The following is a 25970-nucleotide window of genomic DNA, read 5'->3' on the forward strand; positions in this document are numbered from 1 at the left end:
GAGATACGACAAGCTTGCTGTCCGCTACGAAGCGACGGTGCTCGTCGCAGCCATTAACGAGTGGCTGTGAGCAGCACTTCTGAAACACACCCTAGGGCCAAGATGCCAGGTCCTCCTCCCGCTCACTGCTCTTGCCCCCACGGCGAAGCGGGAGCGGGAGGTCTGCGAGCGGCGGTCCGTGCGCATCGGCATCGGCGCGCCCGCTCGTGTCCCGCCGCCGTCGAGCGGTACGGCGACGGGGTTTCTCTCACGCCGGAGAGGGTGTGGGTGTTGCGGCCCGCAGCGCTCCAGGACTCCGCCGGGGAGGAGAGTCGCCGGAACGCTGCGGGTGACTGATCCGGACGACCAGCTGCTCCGCCTGTCCACCCGACCGGCATCTCCACTCGCCGCCGATCGGACGGGCTCAGCGAGCCTCGCAGCGGAACCGCCGGACTGGGAAGGCCGATCGATGGATCTTGCCCTCAGGGTCCTCGTGCATGACCGGTCAGGCAATCCGAGCCCCTGTCCGAGGGACCGTCAGGCCGGCAGTCGGCCATGTGACCGACAGGCCCGCGTGTCCGTGGCGGCCTCTGCCTACCGAGTGGAACCTCGCGGCGCCTTCATCATCTTTGTCTCCGCAATGTCCACCGCGTTCACGCCGTCCTCGGCGCAGTGCTTCGTCCCCGACCAGGTCAGGAAGTACGGCACGAACGTCACCGGCCTCGTCGTCGCCAAGTCCGGCCACTGGATCTGGGAGGAGCAGCCCACCTACATGATCAACCACCTCGAGAGCTTCCTCGGCACCTGACCGACCCCCTCACTGTGCGGTGCTCGGCCGGGCCGGTCACTCAGGCCGGGGCCACCGCCCCCGGACCGCCGCCACATCACACGAACATAGTTGATTGACTAATCCATAAAGCGCGCTATCCTGTCGCCATGGCTCGCACCAGGGAGTTCGACATCGACCAGGCGGTCGACCGTGCCATGGACCTGTTCTGGCGCCGCGGTTACGCCGAGACGTCCCTGCAGGACCTGCTGAAGGAGCTGTCGATAGGCAGCGGCAGTTTCTACGCGGCCTTCGGCTCGAAGGAGGATCTCTACCTCCGCGCGCTCGATCGCTACACCACCCTCCAGGGCAACCGTCGGGAGGAGATCTTCGAGGAGACCGCCGAGCTCAGGCCCGCGGTCCGCCGGATGCTCACCTCCCTGATCGAGGCGGACCTGGCCGACCCCACGCGCGGCTGCCTCGTGGTCAATGCCTCCACACAGTGCGCCGACCAGCCCGCGGTGGCCGACCGCGTCAACACTGAGATCCGACGGGCCGAGTCCTTCCTCGCCAGCGCCCTCGAACGGGCACAGGCGCGGGGCGAACTCTCACCCGAGAAGGACCCGCGGAAGCTCGCCCGGTTCCTCACCACGTTCATCCAGGGCATCCGCATCGTCGGCCGGGCCCGCATGGGACAGCAGTTTACCGAGGACGCCCTGACCACAGCGATGCGCGCACTGGACTGAGCCCCACAGCAGTCCCCGCGATCCACCGTACCTTTGTCCCGTACTCGACCTATCATAATTTTGTATGGATCATTCCAGAAAGGCAATGTCATGGAACTGCACCTCAAGGACAAGGTCGCCGTTGTCACCGGAGCGAGCAAGGGCATCGGCCTGGCCGTGGTCGAGAAGCTGGTCGGCGAGGGCGTCAGGGTCGTGGCCGGCAGCCGGAGCTCCACGCCCGAACTGGACGCCCTGGCGGCGAAACACAACGTCACCATCGTGTCGGTCGACCTGTCCACCGCGGAAGGGGCCGACCGGCTGGTCCAGCAGGCCGTGGAGCAGTACGGCCGCGTCGACGTCCTTGTGAACAACATCGGCGCCGCCGAGCCCCGTGAGTCGTTCCTTACGGTCAGCGACGCCGACTGGCAGCGGATCTTCGATCTCACCTTCTTCAGCGCCGTACGGGCGAGCCGGGCGGCACTCCCCCACCTGATCCAGGACGGCGGCGGGGCGATCGTGAACATCAGCTCGATCAACGCCCGGCTGCCCTTCCCCATGGTCGTGGACTACTCGGCGGCGAAGGCGGCGCTGACCAACCTGAACAAGTCGCTGTCCGAGGAGTTCGCCCCGCAGGGCGTCCGGGTCAACTCGATCGCCCCGGGCCCGGTCCGCACTCCCTTCTGGACAGCCCCGGGCGGCTTCGCCGACGCCACCGCCGCGGCCGCCGGAGTCACCGCCCAGGAAGCGCTCGACGTGGTCGTGCCGCAGAGCATGGGCATCACCTCCGGCCGGGTCACCGAGGCGCACGAGGTCGCCGACCTCGCTCTGTTCCTCGCCTCGCCCGTCTCCGCCAACATCACGGGAACGGAGACGCTCATCGACGGCGGCCAGACGAAGACCCTCTGACCCCCGGCCCCGACGAACCACCTCGCGCCCCGGCGTCACGGCACACGTTCCGTGACGCCGCGAGGGCACGGGACCGTTGCCCTGCGGGACCGGACGCGGAGCCTGGGCCGCTCACCGCGCAGCCAGCGAAAGGTCCACCCGTTGGCAGACGTCCGGCTGACCGATCGCGCACCTCTGACCGACCGATCGCGCAAAAGGACACCGCAGGCCGCCGTGTCGGGAACGCCGGCGATTTCGACCGCGTCATAGGACACGGCGCCTGACCACCACTTCTGTCCGGCCCCATCCACTGGAATCGCCCCTGCACGGCGGCACCTTCACGGCAGCCGCCCGGACGGACACGCTCCAAACAATGTTTATGCTTCAACTTCCGAAACCAAGTGGAGAACACAACATGTCGGTCAACGACCCGATCACCCCTGAGCCGCTCCTCCAGATCGGCCTGGGCTTCATGGCCTCCAAGACCCTTCTGAGCGCGGTGGAGCTGGGAGTCTTCACCGTGCTGGCCGACGGCGGCCGCGACCACGCCTCCCTCGCCGCCGAGGTGGGCCTGCACTCCAGGTCCTCCGCGGACTTCCTCGACGCACTGGTGTCGCTCGGGGTGCTGACCCGTGACGCGGACGGCACCTACGCCAACACCCCCGCCGCGGACCTCTTCCTGGACCGCGCCAAGCCGTCGTACGTCGGCGGAATCCTCGAGATGGCCAACGCCCGTCTCTTCGGCTTCTGGAACAACCTCACCGACGCCCTGAAGACCGGCACCCTGCAGAACGAAGTCGCCCACAGCGGCGCCCCGTTCTTCGCGACCCTCAGCCAGGACCCGGTCGCCTGGCGCAACTTCCTCAACGGCATGAACGGCGTCAGCACCCCGCTGGCCGGCGCCCTCGCCGCCGACTTCGACTGGACCGGCCGCCGCCACGTCATCGACCTCGGCGGAGCCCTCGGCGCCGTCCCGGCCGCCGTGCTGCGCAGCAACCCGGACATCACCGGCGCCGTCTTCGAACTGCCCCCCGTGCAGCCGGTGTTCGAGGAGTTCGTCGCCGCACACGGCCTGGCCGACCGCCTCGCCTTCCACGGCGGCGACTTCTTCTCCGACCCGCTGCCCGAGGCCGACGTCTACGTCATGGGCCAGATCCTCCACGACTGGAACCTGGAGCAGCGCCTGTTCCTGCTGCAGAAGGCCTACGACGCCCTGCCCGAGGGCGGCACCCTGATCGTCTACGACGCCATGATCGACGACGAGCGCCGCCACAACACCTACGGCCTGATGCTGTCGCTGAACATGCTCATCGACACCGAGGGCGGCTCCGAGTACACCGTCGCGGACGCCACCGGGTGGCTCCAGTCGGTCGGCTTCGCCAAGGTGGAGGCACGCCATCTCATCGGCGGCTACTCCGCCGTCTACGCCACCAAGTGAGCGTAGGACCCGGCATCTTGCGGTGATGTGGGGTGTGCCGAGCGGTCCGGCCGGGCCGCTCGGCACACCCAGCCGCCATGCTGTGGGTGACTCGGGCGGCTCATGAACTGCCGCCGCGGACCGCCTTGCCCTCCAAAGGCGGAGCCGTGAGCGCACCGTGGGTACGGCACTCCGGCCGCCGACAGCCCGGAGCAGGGCGCCGGACGAACGAGAACGCCAGCACTGCACCGACGACGAGCACCCCCGCGCAGATCGGCATGGCCTTCCGGAACGACAAGTTGAAGGCGTCCGCGTTCTGATAGGCATCAGAGCCCATCCCTGTCAGCACCGGCAGCGCGGCAACCGCGACCAGCCCCGCCACCCGCGCGGCCGCATTGTTGACGCCGCTGGCCAGCCCCGCCCGCGATACGTCGACGGACCCGAGCACGGTGGCGGTCAGCGGGGCTACCAGCGTGACCATGCCGGCGCCCATGGCCAGTACGGCCGGCAGCACGTCCGTCAGATAGTCCGCGCCCTCTCCGACCCGCAGCATCAGCAGCATCGCCGTCGCCGACAGCAGCGGCCCCACGGTCAACGGGATGCGAGGCCCGATCCGATCGGCGAGCGCACCGGAGCGGGAGGAGAAGAGCAGCATCAGCGCCGTCGTCGGCAACAGCGCGCTGCCCGCCTCCAGCGGTGAGAAGCCCGCCACGACCTGCAGCTGGAGCGCGGTCAGGAAGAAGAAGCCGCCGAAGGCCGCGTACACGCACAGGGTGACCAGGTTGACCGAGGTGAACTGGCGCGAGGCGAAGATGCCCGGCGGCAGCATCGGATCGTCCCGGTGCTTCTCCACGTACACGAACGCGACACCCACCGCCACACCCACGACCGCGCAGAGCACCACCGCGAGCGAACCCTCGCCGGCCTCGATCAGCGCATAGGTGATCAACGCGAGCGACACGGCGCCGAGGAGGGCACCCAGCACGTCGAAACGGCCGTGGCTGCGCCCGTCGGTCGACTCGGGCACATGGCGCAGGGCGATCGGGACGCACGCCACGGCCAGCGGAATGTTGAGCAGGAACACCCAGCGCCAGCCGGGACCGCCCACCAACCAGCCGCCCACGAACGGCCCGACGGCCGCGCCGATGCCGCCGAACCCCGACCACACCCCGACCGCCCGGCTGCGGTCGTCGGGATGGAAGGACGCCTGGATCAGCGCCAGCGAACCGGGGCCGAGCAGCGCACCGCCCACACCCTGCAGGGCCCGGGCCGCGACCAGCACCTCGGCGTTCGGTGCGAGGCCGCACAGCAGTGACGCGAACGCAAACCACACGACACCGGTCACGAAGATCCGCCGACGGCCGTAGCTGTCGCCGAGGGAACCACCGAACAGGATCAGCCCGGCCAGGGTGATCATGTACGCGTTCACGGTCCACTGCAGGGCGGCGAGGCCGGTACCGAGGTCCTCACCGATGCGGGGCAGCGCGACATTGACGACGGTCGAGTCCAGCATGGCCATGCTGGAACCGAGGACCGTGGTGATCAGGATCCACTTGCCCTGGGGGGAGGCCATCCGGACATCAGGCATGTCCCAGGGTATCCAGCGAGCCCACTGCCGAACGCACCGGGTTCGCTCGACCGTCGTCGCTCATTCGAGGTGCTCACGGCGGCCGGCGAGTTCTTGCTCAAGTTCGCGAACGCGGCCTCGAACCGGGGACGCCTCGGCGACGGAATCGTGTACTTCTCGAACAGGCGGTCGGACTCGGCCTGCGAGATCGCGTTGCCGAAGCCGTAGCGGAACTGCTTGGTGGTGAGGGAGACGGCCTTGTTCTTGTTGGCGGGGTTCCCGAGCGCCGGGAAGGCGGACCGCAGCTGAGCGAGCGGGAACGGCTTGACGCCCTTCATCTGGGCGAAATGCTGGGTGACGGCGTCGATGCCGAATCCCGCGGCCACCTCGGACTGCCGACGCGCTTCCTCAACGGCGTTCGCCTCCCCCGGCCCAGCAGGGAGCCACCGCGTCGAACCCCTGGGAGTCGAACAGGTCCACCTGGGGCTGCCACGAGTAGGAGTGGAGCCACAGACCGTGGATGAACACGACGGGGACTCGGTCCGTGGACATGGCTTCCTCCTTGGACACCATTGTCGCCGCCACGTCAGCGATCCGCAGCGCTCTCCTCGGCGTCACCTCCGCCCAAGGAGTCGGGCTCCCCGTCGGCACGGTCGCGTCGGTGGGGAGCCCAGGGGGACCACACGGCCGAGGGCGGGGCCTACGGTGCCGGCGCGGAGAGGTCCGGGCCGGCACGGTCCCGTGCCCAGCCGCCGTGTTCGGCGGTCAGGCAGCCAGCGACGCGGTGTCGGCGTGGGCGGTGATGGCCTTGCCCGCCTCCTGGATGGCGGCCTCGACCTGCTCAGGGGTGTAGCCGCTGACCGCGATGAACTCCACGTCCGTGATGCCGATCCAGCCGAGGACACCACGGATGTAGGGAGCATGGAAGTCCATCGGCGCGAAGGCGGGGTTGTCGAAGTCGCTGCCCGACGCCCGCAGGACGACAACCTTCTTGCCCTTGAGCAGACCCTCGGGACCGTTCTCACCGAAGGCGAAGGTCCGGCCGCCCATGACCACCTGGTCGATCCAGGCCTTGAAGGTGGCCGGGACGCCGAAGTTGTACATCGGCACGCCGAGGACCAGGACGTCGGCCTCCTCGATCTCGCGGATCAGGACTTCGGACTCCGCCACGGCGGCCTTGGTCCCATCGGTCGCGGCCTCGGCCGGGCCGAAGACGCCAGTGATCCACTCCGGCGAGACGAAACCGGGAGTGTCGACAGCGAGGTCGCGGTAGGTGACGGTGCCGTGCGGGTTGCGGACCTGCCAGGCCTGGACGTACTCGGCGGACAGCCGTCGGCTCGCGGAGCCTTCGCCACGGGCGCTGGAGTCAATGTGCAGCAGGTGAGTCATGAGGTTGTCTCGGTTCTTTCTGTAGCGTTCAATCCAATTTCGAAGCGACCGTCCGTCACACGTCCACCCGACCGGCCTGAGCGCCACCCTAGAGACATGTAGTTGAATTCTCAATCAATGAGAGTTCAATCACTTACCGGAGCGAGGGGAAGCGATGCGCTCGCCGACCCCGGGGCCATCACGCAACGCCCACACCGCCCGACGCATGCCCGAAAGGGCAAGGCCCCCGGGGGATTCCTTCCGATTCCCCCTTCCGCCGACCCGGCGAGCGTGACGGTCGGTAACTTTCCGTAGACACTCCGAACAAGCGACCGCACCACATCAATGCAACATTCGGTGCCGGCCTCACGAACGAAAGGCAGCCATGTCTCACGCTGCTGCAGTGGTGTTCAGGAACTTCGACGAGTCGGAACGCGACCTGCTCATCCGGACCGCGAGGACCATACTCTCGGATGTCGGATCGCCCCTGAATCCAGCTGTCCACCCTTCCCTGGGAAAGGCTCTGGCACAACTGCCCGTCCCGTTGGCCGAGAAGCTCGGCAATGCTTCATCACCGTCGGGTCTTACCATCTTCCGAGGAGTCTTCCGCGTGAACGACGTAGCGCTTGGCGACACCCCCGAGCACTGGTCGAAGGCGCGCGGTGACGAGCTCTGGGACATCCTCGTACTGCTGCTCTCCGCGGCGCTGGGGCGACCGATCGCGTTCCCGGACCGCCAGGAGGGACGCTTCGTCCACAACCTCGTACCGTCCCCGTGCCGGAGTGCGGCACAGGCAGTGGCGGGAAACGCACACCTCGACATCCCCCGCACCGAGGACGCCTTCCACCCGCAGCGAGCCCACTGTCTCCTTCTGGCGTGCATGCGCAATCACGGCGCCTCCCCCACGACGGTGGCCAGCATCCGGCACATCTCACTGGCCGAAGGCGATGTCGACACCCTCATGCGACCTCACCTCCCGATATATCCCGGTTCAGACCGCTCACCGGCACAGTTCGCCGGACGACCGACGCCCGTTCCCGTCCTGTGGTCGACCGACGAAGGCCTGATGATGCGATTCGACCCCGGCCGTACTCCGTTGCAGGATGCATCGCCGGAGTTCAGCCGGGCCTACGGGCACCTCGCCGCGGCTCTGACCGACGCGACCCTGCAATGCAATCTGGGCGCTGGTGACGTCCTGGTGGTCGAGAACGACGTCGTCGCGCTCAGCGGTGCACCGATCGCTGCACAGCACCACGGCGGGGACCAATGGTTGAAGCGCACCCTCATCCAGACCCCGCTCGGGGCACGACGTCGTCCGGCCACGGAGGCCGAGGAACACGGATACGGTCACGCACCCCTGGTGGCGAATCTGGCCTGAACCCCTGACCGTGTCTGTCACACACCGCGCGCCGGACCAAAAAGAGACAGACCGTTCTATGCTGGGCGGCATGTCGAAGACAGAGGAAGCATCCACCCCGGTTCGCCGCTCCGCGGCACGGGACCGGCTGCTCGGCACCGCGAGCCGGCTTTTCTACGGTGAGGGCATCCGCGGCGTCGGGGTGGATCGCGTCATGGCCGAGGCCGATGTGGCGCGAGGCACCTTCTACCGGCACTTCGACGGCAAGGACGACCTGGTGCGCGCCTACCTCGAGGCAGCCGACCGCCAGATCCGGGACGGCGTCAGTGCGGCCGCGAAGATGTTCCCCTCCCCCGCCGACTTCCTCGCCGCGGTCGCGCACGGCATTGGCGACGAGGTGTGCGGCGCGGGCTTTCGCGGCTGCCCCTTCATCAACGCGGCCGCCGAGTACCCGGACCCCGAAAGCGTGATCCACCAGGCAGTGCTGCAGCACCGTGCCTGGTTCCGCGAGGTGCTGGTGGACGCGTTCCGGCAGCTCGGCGCGACCAGCCCCGGACACTCCGCCGACGCGATGGTGGCCCTGCGCGACGGCGCGATGGTGGCGGGCTACCTGGGCGACGCCCGGGCGGCGAATGCCGTCCTGACGCATGGAGTGACCGCTCTGGTCGCCGCCCGCTGAGCGGCTCAGGCCGTACTCCACACCCACCCTGCACAGCCCTTCGCGCCACTGGGCCGGATCCAGCGGGGCGAAGGTGTCGGCTTGGTCCGACACCTCGGAAGGGGACGGCCGGCCGGCGTGGTCACCGAGCCGTGGCGGCCTGCTCGACAAGGTGGGTCACCGCGTTCGGGCCGGTCACGGCGATGGCGTGTGGGCCGGCGCCCTGGATCGTGTGCGCGTGGGCACGGGCGGCCATGGCCCGCTCGGCCGCCGCGGGAAGGGTGTGGTCGTCGTGGGCGACGAGGTACCAGGAGGGGATCGTCTTCCAGGCCGGGGTGCCCGAGGGCTCGCCGACGGCCTGGGCCGTGATGGGTCGCTGCGTGGCGGCGAGTTCCGCGGCTTTGGCGGTGTCGACCTTGTTGCTCAGGAAGACGTCCCGGTACTTGTCGGGCTTGATGTAGAGGTCGGTTCCGATGCTGCCGTCGGCCTGGGTGAAGGGAACCGGGCTCAGGGGCGCGTTGGGGTCGTCGCTGAGGTGGCTGCCGGGGAACTTGGCGACCAGGTCCGCCGTGCTCTCGCCCTTGTCCGGCGCGAAGGCGGCGACGCGACGACGTAGACCAGTGCCTTCACATGACTCCTTCCCCGGCTGAAGCCGGGGGCTTCTCGTTACGCCGGGCGGGTGGGGTTGCCCTGTTCGCCGAGCTGCTCGGCCAGGCTCGTGGTCGGCGCCGCCACGATCTCACCGGTCGGCGCGTAGGTGAGCAGCTTCAGCGTGAGGACGGAGCGGTGCATGTGCGGGCAGCCTCGCACAGCCGCCTCGTCGCCATACCGGTCGAGCGCGAACACCGCCGACTCGCCCTCGCCGAGCTTGAAGTCACCCCGCGCGTCCGCTCCGTCAGGCTCCAGCGCCACCGTGGAGTGCAGGATCGAGGAGCGTTCCGTGCACTCGAAGACCGTCCCGCCGGCGGGCATCCGCAGCGTCTGCGGGGCGGCACCGTACTGGAATCGGGGAGCCACCCGGACCTGGAGTGGACGGTGCCGCACACACGGCACCCGCCGGATCGGCCGGTGCCGTCCAGCGTCCTCCACAGCACCGGTGATCGGCGTCAAGTCCTGCACCTCGCCCACTCCGCCCGCTGTAGAAGCGGGTGATCAGGACGTTGGTGTCGGGGAAGTAGAACTGCTCCGTCCGTGCGGGCACCGTGGCGCTCAGCCCGAAGGCCCCACCCCGGTCCGCATCCAGGAGCGCCCCAAAGACACTGGGAACGTCGAAGGACAGGCACCGGTACCGGTGGACGGTGCCGTCGGCCGCAACGAGGACACGCCGGAAGCGCCTGGGCGGCCGCGACCCCCGTGCGATTGAGCCGACTACAGACCCTCGGCTCTCGCACGCGTCACATGCCGAGCGCCCCAGTCGTCGAGCGCGGCAAGGACGGGGGACAGATCGTCCCCCACCGGCGTCAGCACGTACTCATAGCGTCTGGGGTGTTCGGAGTACCTCCGGCGCGCGATGACACCGGATTTCTCCAGCTTGCGCAGCCGCTCGGACAGCGTGGCCGCGGGCGCACCGGTATTGGCCTGTATCTCGCTGAACCGGTGAGTCCCGAAGAGCAGTTCCCTGATGACCAACAGGCTCCATCGGTCCCCGACAACCTGCAGCGCATCGGCGATCGAGGAGACGCGGGGGGTTCGACCGTCAATTGTTCTGACTCTCAAATTCACGCCACACAGAGCAACCCTCCGGGCCACAAGCCCATCCAGGACAGAAGATATCTCCAAATTCCACCCAAAGTGCTCAGCAGCTGTGCCCATATGGCACCAAATGACACCGAGGCGCTTCTGGAAACGAGGCCCGGTCACGTTACCCACCATCTAGCAGTACCGATCAAGACCTGACACCCGAACGTGCGCGGCAAGGCGGAGGTATATGTCCGAAGGGGCGGACAAATCCCGCCGAGCGCAGAGGCTGCAGATCAATCCTCAGAGGAATTCTGTGTCCGGTCCGGGGCCGGTTGAGGGCGGCGGGAAACGCTGCGAACGCCCACCCAGGCGAGCTCGGCGCCATCCCCCGGTCTTCACGCAGACGCGGAATGTCCTGCGGCGTCCTCGCGAGGTGACGACCATGTCAAGGGCAATCCCCCCGGGGCGGCCCTCAGTCAGCCGGAAGCACTATGCCAAGCGCAATCATTGCCGGCGACGCGGGACCGCCTTCCGACCGCTCCGTCTTGTAGCCCTTGACCCCCGGAGCAACGGTGCGGGGATCGATCGCCTCGGACGGCGCCCCTGTCTCGTACAGCCCGCCCGGCTGTTGATCACGATCGTGCGGAAGGAGCCAGAACACGCGGCGCCGGAACGTACCCGACGCCCGGGACGGCTTCGCGTCCTTGCCGAGAATCGCGTAGCCGACCATGCGCCCGTCACGGTGGTAGGCGGGCTTCCCCCTGCGCGACGGCAATCGGTCCAGAGACTGGCGCACGTAGTCGAGCAGCGTCGGGTCCTCGAGCCACACGAGTTCGGTCTCGTGGGCGATCTCGTCGGGGTCGATCAACGCGCTCACGGCTGCCGCTCCTCGATATCCGGGTCGGTAACCAGGCCGATGCCCGGATAGTACTTTCGTGAATTGGACAGGACCATGTCTTTCGGTGAAGCCATTCCCAACGCCTCGCGCACCCGAGCGGCGAACGCGCGGGCAGAGACAGGGTTAGCACCTTCAAAACCGCACCAGCGAGTGTACGCGCCGTACAACTGCGCCTGCTCGGCTCGCATGCTGTCCTCGATCTTGCAGGACTCCGTCAGGAACCTGCCCACGTGGTCCTCGGTCTCGGCATACGCAGTCGTGGCGATCTGGACCCGAACCGGTCCTGCCAGGTCCTTGTCGCCTGCGAAGTAGCGCCGGGCGCCGTCCACCAGCCAGGCCAGGATGCCCGGCCCCTCCTCCCGCACCAGAACACTCGCCAGGTTGTCGATCTTCCGTTCCTCGGGAACCACTTGTTCGAAGGGGATCAGGCGCATCCGACGCCAGAAGGCGAAGCCTCCGGTATTGACCTCGGGACGATGGTTACCCAGCAGCCACAACTTGTGCGTCGGGTGGAAGGAGAAGAAGTCCTGCCGCATGCGCCGAGCCTTGAGCTTGTCGCCGCCGGTCAGAAGTTTGACCCGGGCCTCGTCGAAGCGATCGCCCGGCTTGAGCTCGGAGCACACGATGATGCGTCGCCCGTGCAACTCGGCGAGGTCGGTTGGATGCCCCTCAAACACCTTCGCCATCAGGAAGCCGGGGGGAGCGGCATCGGCGTAGTCGCCCATGAGCTGCAGCATCACGTCCAGGAGCACGCTCTTTCCGTTCTTGCCTTGCCCGTACAGGAACGGCATCACCTGGGCCCCTACGTCTCCGGAGATGGAGTACCCCAGTAGCAGGTGCAGAAAGTCCGCGGTACGGCGTCCTTCGGTATCGGTGCCGAACGTGTCGTCGAGGAAACGCTGCCAGCGCGGGGTGGGCATGGCGTGCGGTGCGACCGTGGTCGACCGGGAGTGGTGCTGCGTTGCCGGGTCGGGCGGCAGCAGGGCACCACTACGCAGGTCCACGACCCCCTCGGGCGTGCACAGGGCATACGGATCGGCGTCCAGGAGCGCGGCGTTCATCACCATGCCCGGGGACGCCTTCGCCTGCATGAGCAGCGCGTTCATCCCTGATGTGGACAGTGCTCGGCGCTGGTGCCGGCGCAGCTCGGCCGTGGTGTACGCCCCTGTCGGATCGGTGACAGCGATGGCTTCGGCCATCTCCCCCACCGCCCACAGGACAGTTTCCTCCTCGTCCAGCTGCCAGCGGTGGCCCGCCCAGCGGTACCAGCCCAAGCCGGGGACATGGCGATAATCGCGGCCGTAGAGCTCCACGAACAGCTTGGCGTTGCCACGGTCGCTGAGGGAGTCCGGCAGCAGGCCCTCGGGCGTGGCAGCCTGGTGAGGAGGGGGTGAGGGGGCTGCGGCTTGAGCGGGGACGCCCGGAATCGCGAGGGCCTGTTGGATCGCGCCCTGAAGGATCTGTTGCGCTGCGGCTGCCGGGTCGAAGGCTCCCGGACCGCGGGAGGTCGGGGTCATGCGAGGTGTCCTTCAATGTGCAGCGGCCGCCGGGTACCGGCCTCGAGTCCGCTCCGGATGATCTGGGTCGAACGCCCCTCCTGGCCGGGGCGGGCGTAGTCTGCCGCTCCTCTGAGGACACGCTCCAAGTCGCTGACGGTGGCGTAGCCGCCGGCGGCCAGCCCCCCCGCGGTGTACGCGGCCCGGCTGAGTTTGTCGGTGAATCCCATGCCCTCGGACACCGCGGCGCAGGCGATCACCTCCCGCAGCGCGGACTCCAGGATCTGCGCTGCGCGGCCGCGGCCGCCCCCTGCCGCGATGACCGCTTGCCGGGCACGCTGCGGAAGGACTCGCAGACGCGGGCCGCGACGCTGCTGAGGCAGGTCGAGATGGCCGGTGCGGGTCAGTTCGACGGCCAGCCATTCGGGCAGCCTTCCGGGGACCCGCACCGGGCCGATCGGCATGTACGTGCCCGCGCCGGTGGTGGTACCAGGAGCGACGACGTATCCCCCGTCGGCTCGGACAGCGACCTGCCAGGCCAGTACCCGCGTCACGCCTGAACCTGTCGAAGAGCGGAACTGGCGTCTGTCGTCGGCGCGGTACCAGATATGCAGGCCGCCCGAGGGGGTCCGCACCCTCAGCGTGTGTTCGTCGTCCGCAGGATCCGCCTTTCCACGGAGCGCGGCCAGCAGAGCGAGCGTGTGAAACCCGTGTTCGAGGCCGTCGAGGTCGACCCGGTTATGGATCTCGATACCCGGAAGAAGGCTGTCCCTCCCTGGCAGAGGGCTCGTGTGGGCATCGACGTCCAGGACCACGAGGCCCGCGGGGCCGCAGGCCACCCCGACACCGTAGTGCGGGTTGCCCGACCACCAGGCTTCGACGCGGTCCCGGTCCGTCGTGGCCGCGTAGAGGCCGTGGCACCACAGACCCGCAGCGATGCAGGGGCAGTTCACATGGGCGTGAGAACTCTCCTGACAAGAGGCGCAGTCGGGCGCGGGAGTCGTGCCGGCAGGAGCGAGCGGGAGCACCGGCCATCCCTGGGCCGCACACCAGCGGGCGATGCTCAGCATGTCGAAACGCCATTCGGCGTGCCGGTCGTCATCGGCCATGCGCGGAGCACCTCCCCTCGTTCAGTCGCTCTTCCCGTAAGCCCGGCTGAAGATCATTACCAAGGAAAAGTCCTGGTCAGTTGGTGGTATTGGCCTTCGGAGCGACCGAAGCGACTCAACTTCCAAACGGGTCAACACAACGTAGCCGAGGACCCGTCCAGGTTGCTTCAAGCCTCACGCCTGACTCGCATCAGCGACCGAACTCCCGCCCAGCGGCTCGCACGCGTTAAGTCGCTGAACATTCAGTCGCTGAGAAAAGTCCAGGTCAGAGAGGATCCGGCAGTCTGCCCAGCGACCCAAGCGACTCTGGTTCCAATGTATGACGCGCACCCCTACATCCCCGGCACGGGGACATATACCGGAACCTGAGTCACTTCAGTCGCTCCCGGCTGGTCCCGGCCTCCTGACCTGCATGTTTACTAGCTACTGAAACTCAGCGACCCAAGCGCCCAAGAGATCGAGCGCCTCACGACAAGCGGTACGGCCCCACCCCATCAGGCAGACCTGTCACCCGAAGAGGCAAAAACGTACGCCCGATTCGGACGCACTTTTTACCGATGTTTTCCGACCATTCACCTCGCACCAGCTACTCGAGCGACCGAAACGACTCGAACCTGGAACTGCACTCACCAAAACGACGACGCCGACGTGAATCCGCCGGTACCACTCCGGTCTCCGGAAGCAATACAAAGCAGTAGTGCGCCTGAGGTGAGGAACCCGCCCCCTGCCCATGCGGGCCCATCCCTGGCCTGGAAATCAGAGGCGCCGGGGGCGCGGGCCCAGTCGGCATGGCCGGGTGGCGAAAGTGCCGCGGGACGACGAGAGCCGCTTCTTCGACCCGAACCCAATGGGGACGCCACCGAACGTGGTATTACGCCCGCGGATGTCGAGTCCCCTCTGCGGGTCCGCCCCCGAGCGCTGCACGAACGATGTTCCGCTTCCGTGCAGCGGGAGAAATCGACCTCGGCCTCGGAAAGCTGCGGGTGGACAGCCACTCGATCTGTTCTGAGCGTTGCTTCGGGAGACCGGGCGACACTCGGCAAGCCGGTGCTGATGGACCCCGAGGGGGGACTACGGCCATCCCGTGCTGGTCCATGCCACCTCAATCAGCCGTACGCCGAGCAGTCGGGTTCCTTCGCTGTATCCCGGCCCGGTCAGGCCCCGGCCGGCGCTATGTCCGCCGCGCGACCGCGTTGCGAACGCGGAGTCTTCGCACCCACCCTGCCCGGCTCGATGGTCCTGGGATCGACGGCCTCACCAGGAGCGCCCACCTCGTAGTCCCCGTTCGGGGCGCTGTCCCGGTCATGGGGCAGGAGGAAGAACGTCCGCCGGGTGAACAGACCGCTGTCAGGGTCGCGTTCGGAGTCCTGAGCGAGGTTGGTGTAACCGACAAGGCGTCCGTCACGGTCGTAGCGGGGCTTGCCTCGTCGAGTGTTCACCTTGTCCAGGGCTTGGCGGACGTAGTCCAGGTTCTCCGGACTCTCCAGCCACACCACTTCTGCTTCACCGGTGAGCTGGCTGTCTTGCAGCATCGAGCTCATGGCCGCAGCCCCTCCTGGTTTCTGTCGCCCGTCGCCCCGTCGGCGTGGGCGTCCCTGTCACTCACTCCGTGGCACCACGCTGGACTCTGGTCGGCGTGGCGCACTACATGGTACGAGCAGCAGTACACGTACCCCGGAGCTTGGGTGTTCATCACTGCTCCCCCCGGCCATGCCCGTGGTCGCTCGGCCCTTGCCCATCGCGGTCGGCACGCAGCGCGATACCGGGGTAGAGCTTCTTGTCGTTGTTCTTGATCATTTCGGTTGGCGAGGACAGCCCGACCTCCTGGCGGATACGACCGGCGAACGTCCGGCTCGTGGCCGGGCGGATACTTTCCTCCCCGCACCAACGTGCGTAGGTCTCGTACAGAAGCTTCTGCTCCACCCGCAGGTCCGCGTTCATCCGCCCACCATGGCCCACGACGCAGCGCTCCGTGATGAAGCGCCCGATGTGGTCCTCGGTCTTCTCGTACGCCTCAGTTGCCAGGCGGACGGACGAGGGCCCGCTCAGGGGATCCCGCGACGACAGATATCCCTGGGCCCCCTCGATCAGCCACTGCAGAATGCCCGGTCCCTCGTCACGGACGAGTTCAGCGGCCAGGTTGTCGATCTTGCGCTCGTCAGGGACCTTGCGCTCGAACGGAATCAGACGCATACGGCGCCAGAACGCGTAACCTCCGGTGCCGACTTCGGGCCGGTGATTGCCCAGCAGCCACAGCTTGTGGGTCGGCGTGAAGGTGAAGAAGTTCTGCCTCATGCGCCGCGCCGTGATCGCGTCGCCACCGGTGAGCAGCTTGACCCGGGCCTCGTTGAACTTGTCGTTCGGCTTGAGCTCGCTGCAGACCACGATGCGCCGGCCGTGGAGTTCCGTCAGCTCCGTCGAGTGTTCGGTGAACTTGCCCTTTTCCATGAGGAAACCGGGCGGGGCGGCATTCGCATAGTCGCCGAGAACCTGCATCATCACGTCCAGCAGGACGGACTTGCCGTTGGCTCCTGACCCATAGAGGAAGGGCAGCACCTGCGCGCCGACGTCGCCAGTGACCGAGTAGCCCAACAGCAGGTGCAGAAAACGAGTGGTCTCGAGCCCTTTCTCGTCATCCCCGAAGGTATCCCGCAAGAAACTCTCCCAGCGGGGGATCGGCAGCTTCTGCGGACCGACGGACGTGGCACGCGAGTGCATGTCCGACAGCGGGTTGGGCTTACGCAGTTCACCGGTCCGGAGGTCGACGACGCCGGTGGGCGTGCACAGGGCGTAGATGTCCCCGTCGAGGACGTCCGGGTCCAGGCTCAGGCCGGGCGCTGCCTGAGCCTGCTGGAGGAGTGCCTTGACGCCCGAGGTCGACTGCGTGCGGCGGCGGTGGGCTTCCAGCTTGCCGTCGCTGAATTTTCCGCGAGGGTCGCTCTCGGGAATCTGCTCGGCCATGTCACCGGCTGCCCAGATCGCTGCCTTCTCCCCACCGGTCCTCCGCCACCGGTACTGGTCCCACATGAACCATCCCAGGCCTTCGACATGGCGAAAGCGATCGTTGTACAGACGTGCGAACAACTTCGCGTTGCCACGGTCCGTCAACTCGACCGGAAACGGCCCCGATTCGGCAGCCACCGGCATACGAACGCTTCCATTCTGCTGCGCCGGAAGTGCCGGCTCGCTCACCAGACGGAAGTCGAGAGTCTGCTGATGGATCTGCTCAGCGGCCAGCTCCGCGTCGAAGGGGACATGCTCGGCGCTGCTCATGAGCGTCCTCGGAGATGGAACGGGCGCTGAGCGCCGGCGGACAGTGCGGAGTTGATGATTGACTGACTGCGCTGTTCCTGATGGGGCCTGGCGTGGCTTGCTGCCTCGAGGAGTTGTTCCCGAACCTCGTCCTCGGTGACATGCCCGCTCTGCACCAGGCCGCCGGCCGTGTAAGCCGCCCTGTTGAGCTTCTCCGTGAAGCCTGCTCCCTCCGCGACGGCCCCACATGCGCGGACGTCCTCCAGCAAGGGCTCCAGGACACGGCCGGCTCGCTTGGGCGCACGCCTGGCCTTCGGCAATGCCATCGAGGGCTGGGGAACCCTCGCAGCGGGGACATGCCCGGTGCGGGCCAGGTCTGCTGCCAGCCACCTCGGCAGAGGGGCGGGCTGACGCGCCTCCCCGACCGGCTTGTAGGTGCCTGCGGTCGTACGAGTGGACGGCGCGACGATGTATCCCCCGTCGGACCGTACGTCGACCTGCCACGCGAGAGCCGTTTTCGGACTCGAACCGACCGAGGAACGGTAGCGGGTGCCCGGATCAGGATTGCGGTACCAGATATGCAGGCCGCCCGACGGGGTTTGCACCCGGAGGGTCCGTGCGTCTTCCGCCGGACTCGGTTCCCCCCTCAGCGCGGCCAGGAGCGCGAGGGTGTCGTAGCCGGTGGCCAAGCCAGTCAGAGTGACTTCGGGCCCGATCGGGATCCCCGGCAGCAGACGCGAGCGGTCGGGGACGTCCGTGGCATGGGCATCGACATCGATGACGACAAGATCGGCAGGCCCGCACGAGACTCCGACCCCGAACCGGGGCTGGGCCGTCCACCAGGCGTCGATCTGCGCGGCAGACGTTGTCGCCGCGTGGAAACCGTGACACCACCGGCCTGCAGCGGGACAGGGGCAGGAACTGACTGCATGTCGGTGTGTCCTGCACAGCTCGCAGTTCGCGGCCGGAGTCTTCTGCCACGGAGCGAGCGGATGGACCGGCCACCCCTGGCCCGCACACCAGCGGGCCACGGCGTGCGGCTCCGATGTTCCCGCTGGGGCGACCGAGGATGTCGCAACGTGGCGTGACACTTGGCGTCCTTGTCGATCTCTGGATGGAGACCCCCGGCAGTCCGTGCACATGCTGCCTGGTCAGCCGCTGCGGGGCGAGACTGACGGGACTGACGGGACTGAGAGTCTTGGCATGCGGAACTGAAGATTAGCGCACCAAAGTGACGCAGACGGGCGGGTGCGTTCAGCGTGTCGAAAGTTCAGTCCCGTCAGTCCCTCAGTCCCGCCGCAGGGCGGCTGTCGGCGCGGGCGGGGCGGGACTGAAGCTCGCAATTCCGGTCCCGTTCAGTCCCGCCCAAGAAACTGCAGGTCAGAGCACGTGTTACAGCCCCTGACGGGACTGACGGGACTGAGTGCGGGAGTTATCAGCTGAGTATCACTAAGTACTCCCTGACCTGCACCGTTGTCTTCGTGGGTGCGCATACACGCGCGCATCATGGAAATAACTACAGGGGTCAGTCCCGTCAGTCCCGCACCTGGCGAGAAAAGTACTTCTGACCTGCGCTTTTGCAGGGCGGGACTGAACGGGACCGAAGAGCCCTGTTTCAGTCCCGCCCCGTTACACCGACCATTTCACCGTCGGCTTCTGTGACTGCACCAACCCCAGTCCCGTTGGTCCCGTCTCCGTTTGCCGTCGTCGGGTAACGCTGCGCCCCGATGACGTTCTCCCTGTCAACGGTCCGTCCGCATTCGGCTCGCCCTGTGGTGGGAAGCCGAGCGGTCCCGAGCAGGGGAACAAAAGCCAGGCCGACCGGAGTCGGTGTGTTTGCCCCGGCGGGCAGCCAGGCACGTTTCGTCGCCGCGGTGGCAAAAAGCAACGTAGTGAGGCAGCGCCCTTCTGCACCTGGTCGTCGAGCACGGTCAGAAGCCCCTGTCGATCGTGGTGACGGCAGGGCAGCGTGGAGACTCGCCGCAGTTCGAACCGGTGTGGAGAAGGTCCGCGTGCCGCGCATCGGGCCGGCCCGGCCACGCGTCTGCCCCGATCGCGTGCGTGCTGACAAGGCGTACGCTTCCCGCAGAAACCGCGCCTACCTGCGCCGACGCGGGGTCCGCTGCACGATCCCGGACAAGGCCGACCAGGCGCGCAACCGCCGAAGGCTCGGCTCCCGCGGCGGCCGGCCGCCGCATTTCGACCCAGTCGACTACCGAGAGCGCCATGCGGTCGAGTGTGGGATCAACCGCCTCAAGAGACATCGCGCTGTCGCCACGCGATACGACAAGCTCGCCGTCCGCTACGAGGCGACCGTGCTGATCGCAGCTCTCAAAGAATGGCTTTGACCGAAGGCGGCTTTCCCGTCCTTGTTCACCAGTCCCGACCGGAGGTCAGCTCCTCCCCATCCGCGTCCATGAACCCGTATGCCGACGTGACGAAGCAGAACTCGTCACAGATCCACTCACGCGCAACCGTCTCGATCCCGCTCCCGGCCGCCATGAACTCCCTGTCCAACAGGTTGAACTCCTCCGTCGCAGCCTGGGTGAGCGCATACAAGGTCTCCAGATCCGACGGCTGCTCGACCTCAACGCGTTCGCACAGCCGCAGCAGGATCGCCTTCCCCTGATCGACCATGTGATCAGGGAAGTACGAGTCGTCGTACATCTGCCGCAGGAACGCGTGTCCCGCTACCTGCTGGTTTGTGATCGGCATGATGCTTCCCTACCTCCGCGAAAAGCCAACGCGCCGATCATGCACAGCACCACTGACAACGACGCCCCCATCGATAACAGACCCCACGCGACCAGGACTTCCACAACAGGCCCTAGAAGTGACCTAGTAATATTGGGTCGCATGAGCATCCCTAGCCCTCGGGGGGAACGAGAGAAGCTAATCACTGCTCTCACCCCCAAGCTGCGCAGGCACCTGAAGATCCGTGCGTTCGAGCACGGCATGGACATCCAGGAGGCGGCGGAACACGCCCTCAAGGCTTGGTACGAGACCGATGGTGCGCCGGAAGTGGAGACGGACGGCGCGAAGACGTGGGGGACGTTTCTCCCCGCCGGGGAGCCGGAGCGGTTCAAGTCGGTCTGCGCCGAGCGAGGGGTGACGTACGTGCAGGGGCTGGCTCAAGCCCTGACGCTGTGGCTGGATGCTCACCCCTCCCCCAACGCGCCGCTCGTGAGGCAGCCTGTGGTGCGGGTGATAGTGGCCAACCAGAAGGGCGGCGTCGGCAAGACGTTTCTGTCCTCCGGTATCGCCCAGGCCCTCGCAGAGGCCGGTCACCGCGTCCTGCTCGTGGACTACGACCCGCAGGGCCACCTGACCGCTGAACTCGGCTTCGAAGACCTCACGTATGAGGACGGAGTCGAGACGCTGATGATGCACATGGACGGCTCCGCCAAGGGCGACATACACGATCTGTTGGTGGCGCTGGACGAAGACATCTTCGGTGACCGGCTGCACCTTCTGCCCGCCAGCGACGACGCATTCCTGCGCGACGTGGCCCTGTCGAAGGTCAGCTTCAGTGAGGCCGCCCTCGAACGGGCTTTGGAACCCCTCGAGGACGACTACGACGTCATCATCATCGATGGGCCGCCCAGCCTGGGCCTGAACATGGACACCGCCCTGTACTACGTGCGCCGTCGAGAGGGCGAACTCGAGGACCGGTCAGGCGTCATCACTCCCGTGTGGGCGAACCGGGCTTCCCACCGGGCAGTGCGCCTGCTGAAGGCGCAGAAGGACGACTTGTGCAACAAGGGTCGGATCCAGGTCGACTACCTCGGGTTGATCATCAACGCGTATGACAGCCGGCGGGGCAAGCTCGTTCAGGAGAACAAGGACGAGTGGGAGAAGAGCAGTTCACCGCCGGTGCTGGCGGTGATCGGCGATCTGAAGGAAGGCCGGGAGGCTGCGGACGGAGAAATCCCCCTGCTGGTCTACGCCCCGGAGAGTGAACACGCGCAGGTCATGCGCGACCTGGCGAAGGAGCTTGCCGTATGACACCGCGCAACGACCGACGGATCACCCGAGGCTTCAGCGTTGACGAAGCCGATGAGTCCTCGTCGTCTCCACGCCGGGTCCGCACCCGAGAGCAGATCAGGAACGGTGAGGGCCGCCGCCCCCCGGCCGCTGTCGAGCTGGCTCTCCTGGCGCACAACCCGTTCAACCCGCGGGAAGAGCTCACCGAGATCGCCGAGACCGCGGAGTCGTTGAGGGCCAAAGGACAGATCCAGCCCGTCACCGTCGCCCGGCGTGCGGCGTTCCTGAACGCTCATCCGGACCAGGATGAAGCGCTGGGGCGAGCCGAGTACGTCGTCATCGACGGCAACCGGCGGTTGGCCGCTGCGGCGTTGGCAGGCCTCGAGGAACTACGGATCGACGTCAATGACGATCTGGCCGCGACGGCTGCAGACCTTGTGGAAGCAGCGCTTATCGCCAACGTCCACCGGGTGGATCTGCCTCCCATGGACCAGGCGAAAGCCATTCAGAATCTCGTGCAGATCCACGGGACTCAGGGCGCCGTGGCCCGCAGGCTGGGCAAGACGCCAGCGTGGGTCTCCCAGCGCCTTGCTCTCCTGGAGCTCACTCCTGACCTTCAGGAGAAGGTCGAGTCAGGAGAGCTGAAGGTCGAGCCCGCGCGGCGCATCGGCCGCCTGCCGAAGGAGCAGCAGGAAGCCGAGGCAGAGAAGGTTGCCAACGCCTTCAAGCCTCCGCGTCAGCGTCGGAAGCCGACAGACAACGAGACCCCTGCCGTCAACGCCGTCAACGGTCCGGCAGACTCGGCCGAGGAGCAGAACGGCGTCCGCGAGACCATTAACGCCGTTGATACCTCTAGCGATGTTCCGGTGAACGAGGTAGCCGCCAAGGGCGGTGCGGACGCCGTGGACAGCAGCGGGAACAGCCAGCCAAAGAAACTCCCGTACGACGATCCGCACTACGTAGTGCTGCACCTGCACGTGAAGATGACATCTGCAGACTTCGCCCAAGGTGCACGTGCTTGGCTGTCCATCCTCCGCGAGCAGCACCCGGAGGACTATCAGGCGCTCCTCCACGAGTTTTCCATGGAGGAACAGCAGCCGGCCTGACCGACGGTCCGACATCTCTCGCAATGCCCAGGTGGGTTTCCCTTCACCGTCATCGAGCCAAGGGAAACCGCCTGGGCATTGCTGTCCGTACTACCGCCTGGCTTACGTGTCCGGCACCGGGGACGCGTCGGCCGCAGTCGGCGGCCCAGGTTCATGTGAAGAGGTCGGCCGTACACCTCCCGGGCTAGAGGGCGTCTGAAAAGCCTGTCAGCGGGCTGATCTTGCGAGGCGCCGCACGAGGAGCATGGTCATGGTGAGGTAGATGGCGTTCTCCGAGCAAACGCGCAGGTACTCATAGTCCTTCGACAGCCGGCGACACCGTCCCAGCCAGGCGAACGTCCGCTCTACCACCCAACGCCGCGGGACCACCGCGAAGAGAGGCACTGCCGGAGGCGGTGTCCCATCCTTCGCCCAGGTCGAGCAGAATCCTCCGTCGCGGCGCTGCACGACCCGCACGGTGATGCCGGCGACTTCCCGGGCCCCAGCGTGGAAGTCGGCGCCGCGGTAGCCCTGGTCCGCCCACACGTGCCGAAGGCGCGGGAAGGCATCGGCGGCCTGGGAGAACAGCACTGCGGCGCCGTCGCGATCGCCGACGCTCGCCGGGCTCACGCAGGTGACCAGCACGGTGCCGCGGGTGTCGACGAGCAGGTGGCGCTTGATGCCGCTGACCTTCTTGCCGCCGTCGTAGCCGTGCAGGCCGCCGCACTCACTGGCCCGCACCCTCTGACTGTCCACGATGGCCGTGCTGGGAGTGGGAGCACGGCCGTGCTGCATGCGCTCGCGTTCGCGTTCGCGTTCGCGCAGCACGGTCAACATCCGCTCCCACACGCCTTCTTGCTGCCATCGCCGCCAGTAGTGGTAGACGGTCTGCCACGGGGGCAGGTCGTGCGGGAGCAGTCGCCAGGCACAGCCGGCCCTCAGCCAGTACACCAACGCGTTGAGGATCTCCCGCCGGGCGTGTATCGCCGGTCGCCCACCGGGCTTGACCGCCGGGACCAACGGAGGGAGGATCTCCCACTCCGGATCAGACAGATCCGTCGAGTAACGGGTACGTAGCCCGCACACCCCAGCCCCCGAAAATGCGCCACCACCCCGCTACCAGGCGACGTGCCCGCTGACAGGCTTTTCAGACGCCCTCTAGCGGCTTCGCCTCGTGCCTCGAAACCTTGGTAGAGGTGTTAACGGCGTTAACGGTTCGGCCGCGTCGGTGCGCTCCCCATCCGGATAAGCGCCACGGTCGTGCGGCATTTGTCGGGGCAGGCCGCTGATCGACAAGCGGTGGTCAGCCATGCGCGACGAGGCGCGGATCCGTCTGACGGCACGAAGAGCCGCAAGGCCCATCGATGCGAGGCGGGAAGCAGGTCCGATTGATGCCAGCCGCGGGCCGGCCACCCGTGTCATGACCAGTCGTCGTTGATCATCGGCGAGGGCGTGGTACCGCGCGGCCGCGGGCGTCGGCCAGGAGACGACGGTCGAGTTCGCGAAGGATCCCGCCGCGTTGGCGGGTTTCTCCGTCTACGGGTCGGGAGGGCGGTTCCGCCAGGGCATGGCTCCTCCGCGAACGAGGCCGACCGAGTCCGCAGGAACGCCGCATCGGCCAGACGACGTGCAAGCGCGGACCATCGAGCGGGCGGTCCGGCTCACGGGTGCCGGGTCGCGAGGGAAGGTCCGGTGATGATGCTTCGTTCCTGCAGGGATACGCGTCGATCGTGCAGGAATTCGCCCACGTCCGGGCCGCAAGCTGGAAGGCGACCCTCACAGATCCCGACTCAAGCGCGGAGGCAGCGCCCCATGCGGACGTTCGTTCACACATCCCATCCGGCACGAGTGGTCTTCGGCTCCGGCACCGTCGGCCGGCTTGCCGAGGAAGTGCGGCGGCTCGGCGGCAAGCGGGTCCTGCTGGTGTCCGGCCCTGCGCTCGAAGAGGCGGCACAACGCGTTCGGGAGGCACTCGGCGGCCTAGTGACCGCGGAGTTCGACGGTGCCGTCATGCACACGCCGGTGGAGGTGACCGAACAGGCGCTCACCGTTTTGCGCGAGGCGGACGCCGACTGCCTGGTGTCGGTCGGCGGCGGCTCCACGACGGGCTTGTCGAAAGCACTGGCCCTGCGTACCGGCCTGCCCCAGGTCGTCGTGCCGACCACCTACGCCGGCTCCGAGGCCACCCCCGTCCTCGGCGAGACACGCGACGGCCGCAAGATCACCCAGTCCTCGGCCGCGATCTTGCCGGAGACCGTCGTCTACGACGTCGACCTCACGCTGTCACTGCCGCTGCCCACCTCGATCACCAGCAGCGTGAACGCCATGGCCCACGCGGTGGAGGCCCTGTACTCCGCTGACGCCAGCCCGACCACCGACCGCCAGGCTCTCGAGGCGATCTCGCGGATCGCGCGGGCACTGCCGCGCCTGGCTGCCGACCCGGCTGACCGCGAGGCCCGAGCCGATCTGCTGCAGGCGGCGTGGCTGGCGGGGACGTGCCTGGCCACTGTCGGCATGGCGCTGCACCACAAGCTGTGCCACACCATGGGCGGCAGCTTCGACCTGCCGCACGCCGAGACCCACACCGTGATCCTGCCCCACGTACTGGCGTACAACGCTCCCTCCGCCCCGGAGGTGATGCGCCGCATCGCCCAGGCTCTCGATGTGCCCGACGCCGCGAGCGGCCTGTACGACCTCGTCGCCTCCCTGGGCGGGCCGACCTCACTGCGTGAGCTGGGCATGCCCGAGTCCGGCCTGGCCGACGCGGCCGAGCTCGCTTTGGCGACGCCGTACCCGAACCCGCGGGACCTCACCCGCGAGGGCATCGAGGGACTGCTGACCGACGCCTGGAACGGGCGGCGGCCCGAGGGCCCCGCTACTACGGCCACCGTCCTGGCCCAGCTCACCGAGCAGGTCGTGGCGAGCTTCGCACAGGCCCCCGACGCCCGTCTGCGCGACCTGCTCAGCGGCCTGGTGCGGCACCTGCACGCCTACGTGGCGGAGCACGACGTCACCGAGTCGGAGTGGAGCTACGCGATTGACCACCTCACCCGGACGGGGCAGCTGAGCAGCCCGATCCGGCAGGAGTTCGTGCTGCTCTCGGACGTACTGGGCATCTCCAGTGCCGTGGACGTCCTGACCAACTCCCGCACTCCCGAGACCACACCCTCCGCCGTACTGGGACCCTTCTACGTGGAAGGCCCGCCCGAGGCCGAGCACGGCAGCGACATCTCGGCGGGCCTTCCCGGAACTCCGCTGTGGGCGGACGTGACCATCGCCGACACCTCCGGTGAGCCGCTCAAGGACGCAGTCGTCGACGTCTGGCAGGCCAACGAGGACGGCTTCTACGACGTTCAGCTCCCCGATCAGGAAGGGCCCGTACTGCGGGGCCGACTGCGCACCGACGCCGACGGCCGCCTCACCTTCTGGTCTATTCTCCCCTCCCACTACCCCATCCCGGGCGACGGCCCGGTGGGGCAGATGCTCGACGCGGTCGGCCGCCATCACTATCGCGCCCCGCACGTCCACTTCATGATCAGCGCACCTGGCCATCGCCGCCTGATCACGCAGTTGTTCGTGGCGGACGGCTCCCATCTCGACAGCGATACGGTTTTCGGTGTCAAGGACCCGCTCATCGTCGACTTCGCCCCGCAGACCGGACCCGCGCCCGACGGGCGCGCTCGCGACGGGGAATGGCGTCTGCTGAAGCACACCTTCCGGATCGCCCGCATGGTCGACTGACCT

22 protein-coding genes and 3 pseudogenes are annotated in these 25970 nt (G+C 67.5%); 10 read left to right on the plus strand and 15 right to left on the minus strand.

From position 1 onward, the window contains the following. Positions 1-619: 619 nt before the first annotated feature. The 4 genes from ACZ7OO_RS42005 (at position 620) to ACZ7OO_RS42020 (ending at position 3793) form a co-directional block, all read left to right on the plus strand. Positions 620-787: a hypothetical protein gene (locus tag ACZ7OO_RS42005; RefSeq protein ID WP_471512675.1), complete on the plus strand. Its 168-nt coding sequence runs from the start codon at positions 620-622 to the stop codon at positions 785-787. Between the two features lie 128 nt (positions 788-915). Next, positions 916-1491: a TetR/AcrR family transcriptional regulator gene (locus tag ACZ7OO_RS42010; RefSeq protein WP_471512676.1), complete on the plus strand. Its 576-nt coding sequence runs from the start codon at positions 916-918 to the stop codon at positions 1489-1491. 90 nt (positions 1492-1581) lie between these two features. Then, positions 1582-2376, plus strand: a complete 795-nt coding sequence (locus ACZ7OO_RS42015; protein WP_471512677.1) for an SDR family NAD(P)-dependent oxidoreductase — start codon at positions 1582-1584, stop codon at positions 2374-2376. A 394-nt stretch (positions 2377-2770) separates the two neighbouring features. Further along, positions 2771-3793 (plus strand): methyltransferase, encoded by a 1023-nt coding sequence (locus ACZ7OO_RS42020; protein WP_471512678.1) that lies wholly within the window; start codon positions 2771-2773, stop codon positions 3791-3793. A gap of 100 nt (positions 3794-3893) precedes the next feature. On the opposite strand, the gene ACZ7OO_RS42025 is transcribed toward ACZ7OO_RS42020, so the two are convergent. The 4 genes from ACZ7OO_RS42025 to ACZ7OO_RS42040 all read right to left on the minus strand — a co-directional run bounded on the left by ACZ7OO_RS42025 (position 3894) and on the right by ACZ7OO_RS42040 (position 6728). Next, positions 3894-5360: an MFS transporter gene (locus ACZ7OO_RS42025; RefSeq protein WP_471512679.1), complete on the minus strand. Its 1467-nt coding sequence runs from the start codon at positions 5358-5360 to the stop codon at positions 3894-3896. After that, complete coding sequence (locus ACZ7OO_RS42030; protein ID WP_471512680.1) at positions 5315-5725, minus strand: hypothetical protein; 411 nt, start codon at positions 5723-5725, stop codon at positions 5315-5317. The genes ACZ7OO_RS42025 and ACZ7OO_RS42030 overlap by 46 nt, the downstream gene beginning before the upstream one ends. 22 nt (positions 5726-5747) lie before the next feature. After that, entirely contained in the window at positions 5748-5891 is a 144-nt protein-coding gene (locus ACZ7OO_RS42035) for an alpha/beta fold hydrolase (RefSeq protein ID WP_471512681.1), read from the minus strand. A gap of 213 nt (positions 5892-6104) precedes the next feature. After that, positions 6105-6728, minus strand: a complete 624-nt coding sequence (locus ACZ7OO_RS42040; RefSeq protein ID WP_471512682.1) for an FMN-dependent NADH-azoreductase — start codon at positions 6726-6728, stop codon at positions 6105-6107. A gap of 589 nt (positions 6729-7317) precedes the next feature. Here ACZ7OO_RS42040 and ACZ7OO_RS42045 point away from each other — a divergent pair. Together ACZ7OO_RS42045 and ACZ7OO_RS42050 are read left to right on the plus strand one after the other, a co-directional pair. Continuing rightward, a complete protein-coding gene (locus tag ACZ7OO_RS42045) occupies positions 7318-8085 on the plus strand; it encodes a Fe(II)-2OG oxygenase family protein (protein ID WP_471512683.1) in 768 nt (255 codons plus the stop codon). A gap of 70 nt (positions 8086-8155) precedes the next feature. Next, positions 8156-8743, plus strand: coding sequence for a TetR/AcrR family transcriptional regulator (locus tag ACZ7OO_RS42050; protein WP_471512684.1), 588 nt, complete (start codon positions 8156-8158; stop codon positions 8741-8743). A gap of 241 nt (positions 8744-8984) precedes the next feature. On the opposite strand, the pseudogene ACZ7OO_RS42055 reads toward ACZ7OO_RS42050, so the two are convergent. The 9 genes and pseudogenes from ACZ7OO_RS42055 to ACZ7OO_RS42095 all read right to left on the minus strand — a co-directional run. After that, positions 8985-9284 (minus strand): annotated as a pseudogene (locus ACZ7OO_RS42055) (alpha/beta fold hydrolase); the annotation flags it as partial. Between the two features lie 122 nt (positions 9285-9406). Beyond that, positions 9407-10082: pseudogene (locus ACZ7OO_RS42060) on the minus strand (glycoside hydrolase family 15 protein); the annotation flags it as partial. A gap of 8 nt (positions 10083-10090) precedes the next feature. Continuing rightward, a complete protein-coding gene (locus ACZ7OO_RS42065; RefSeq protein ID WP_471512685.1) occupies positions 10091-10594 on the minus strand; it encodes a winged helix-turn-helix transcriptional regulator in 504 nt (167 codons plus the stop codon). Positions 10595-10874: 280 nt separating this feature from the next. Further along, positions 10875-11279: a DUF6009 family protein gene (locus ACZ7OO_RS42070; RefSeq protein ID WP_471512686.1), complete on the minus strand. Its 405-nt coding sequence runs from the start codon at positions 11277-11279 to the stop codon at positions 10875-10877. Further along, positions 11276-12817: a DNA primase family protein gene (locus tag ACZ7OO_RS42075; RefSeq protein WP_471512687.1), complete on the minus strand. Its 1542-nt coding sequence runs from the start codon at positions 12815-12817 to the stop codon at positions 11276-11278. The genes ACZ7OO_RS42070 and ACZ7OO_RS42075 overlap by 4 nt, the downstream gene beginning before the upstream one ends. After that, entirely contained in the window at positions 12814-13905 is a 1092-nt protein-coding gene (locus ACZ7OO_RS42080; RefSeq protein ID WP_471512688.1) for a bifunctional DNA primase/polymerase, read from the minus strand. The genes ACZ7OO_RS42075 and ACZ7OO_RS42080 overlap by 4 nt, the downstream gene beginning before the upstream one ends. Positions 13906-15059: 1154 nt before the next feature. Continuing rightward, the gene (locus tag ACZ7OO_RS42085) at positions 15060-15446 is read right to left on the minus strand and encodes a DUF6009 family protein (RefSeq protein ID WP_471512689.1); all 387 of its coding nucleotides are present in this window, start codon (positions 15444-15446) and stop codon (positions 15060-15062) included. 151 nt (positions 15447-15597) lie between these two features. Further along, on the minus strand, positions 15598-17178 hold the full coding sequence (locus tag ACZ7OO_RS42090) for a DNA primase family protein (protein WP_471512690.1): 1581 nt from the start codon (positions 17176-17178) through the stop codon (positions 15598-15600). Next, entirely contained in the window at positions 17175-18188 is a 1014-nt protein-coding gene (locus tag ACZ7OO_RS42095; RefSeq protein WP_471512700.1) for a bifunctional DNA primase/polymerase, read from the minus strand. Before ACZ7OO_RS42095 ends, ACZ7OO_RS42090 begins: the two co-directional genes overlap by 4 nt. Positions 18189-19065: 877 nt before the next feature. Between ACZ7OO_RS42095 and ACZ7OO_RS42100 the strand changes: the two are divergent. Next, positions 19066-19505: pseudogene (locus ACZ7OO_RS42100) on the plus strand (transposase); the annotation flags it as partial. 25 nt (positions 19506-19530) lie between these two features. Here ACZ7OO_RS42100 and ACZ7OO_RS42105 read toward each other — a convergent pair. Further along, entirely contained in the window at positions 19531-19872 is a 342-nt protein-coding gene (locus tag ACZ7OO_RS42105; RefSeq protein WP_471512691.1) for a DUF5713 family protein, read from the minus strand. 240 nt (positions 19873-20112) lie between these two features. On the opposite strand from ACZ7OO_RS42105, the gene ACZ7OO_RS42110 reads away from it, so the two are divergent. Together ACZ7OO_RS42110 and ACZ7OO_RS42115 are read left to right on the plus strand one after the other, a co-directional pair. Continuing rightward, the gene (locus ACZ7OO_RS42110; RefSeq protein ID WP_471512692.1) at positions 20113-21162 is read left to right on the plus strand and encodes a ParA family protein; all 1050 of its coding nucleotides are present in this window, start codon (positions 20113-20115) and stop codon (positions 21160-21162) included. Then, entirely contained in the window at positions 21159-22247 is a 1089-nt protein-coding gene (locus tag ACZ7OO_RS42115) for a ParB/RepB/Spo0J family partition protein (RefSeq protein ID WP_471512693.1), read from the plus strand. The genes ACZ7OO_RS42110 and ACZ7OO_RS42115 overlap by 4 nt, the downstream gene beginning before the upstream one ends. Positions 22248-22454: 207 nt before the next feature. Here the strand turns inward: ACZ7OO_RS42115 and ACZ7OO_RS42120 are convergent, their stop codons facing one another. Then, positions 22455-23312: an IS5 family transposase gene (locus tag ACZ7OO_RS42120; protein ID WP_471512694.1), complete on the minus strand. Its 858-nt coding sequence runs from the start codon at positions 23310-23312 to the stop codon at positions 22455-22457. 726 nt (positions 23313-24038) lie between these two features. Here ACZ7OO_RS42120 and ACZ7OO_RS42125 point away from each other — a divergent pair. After that, positions 24039-25967, plus strand: a complete 1929-nt coding sequence (locus tag ACZ7OO_RS42125; protein WP_471512695.1) for a maleylacetate reductase and hydroxyquinol 1,2-dioxygenase domain-containing protein — start codon at positions 24039-24041, stop codon at positions 25965-25967. Positions 25968-25970 lie beyond the last annotated feature (3 nt).

The organism is Streptomyces sp. NPDC111744 (assembly GCF_055634995.1).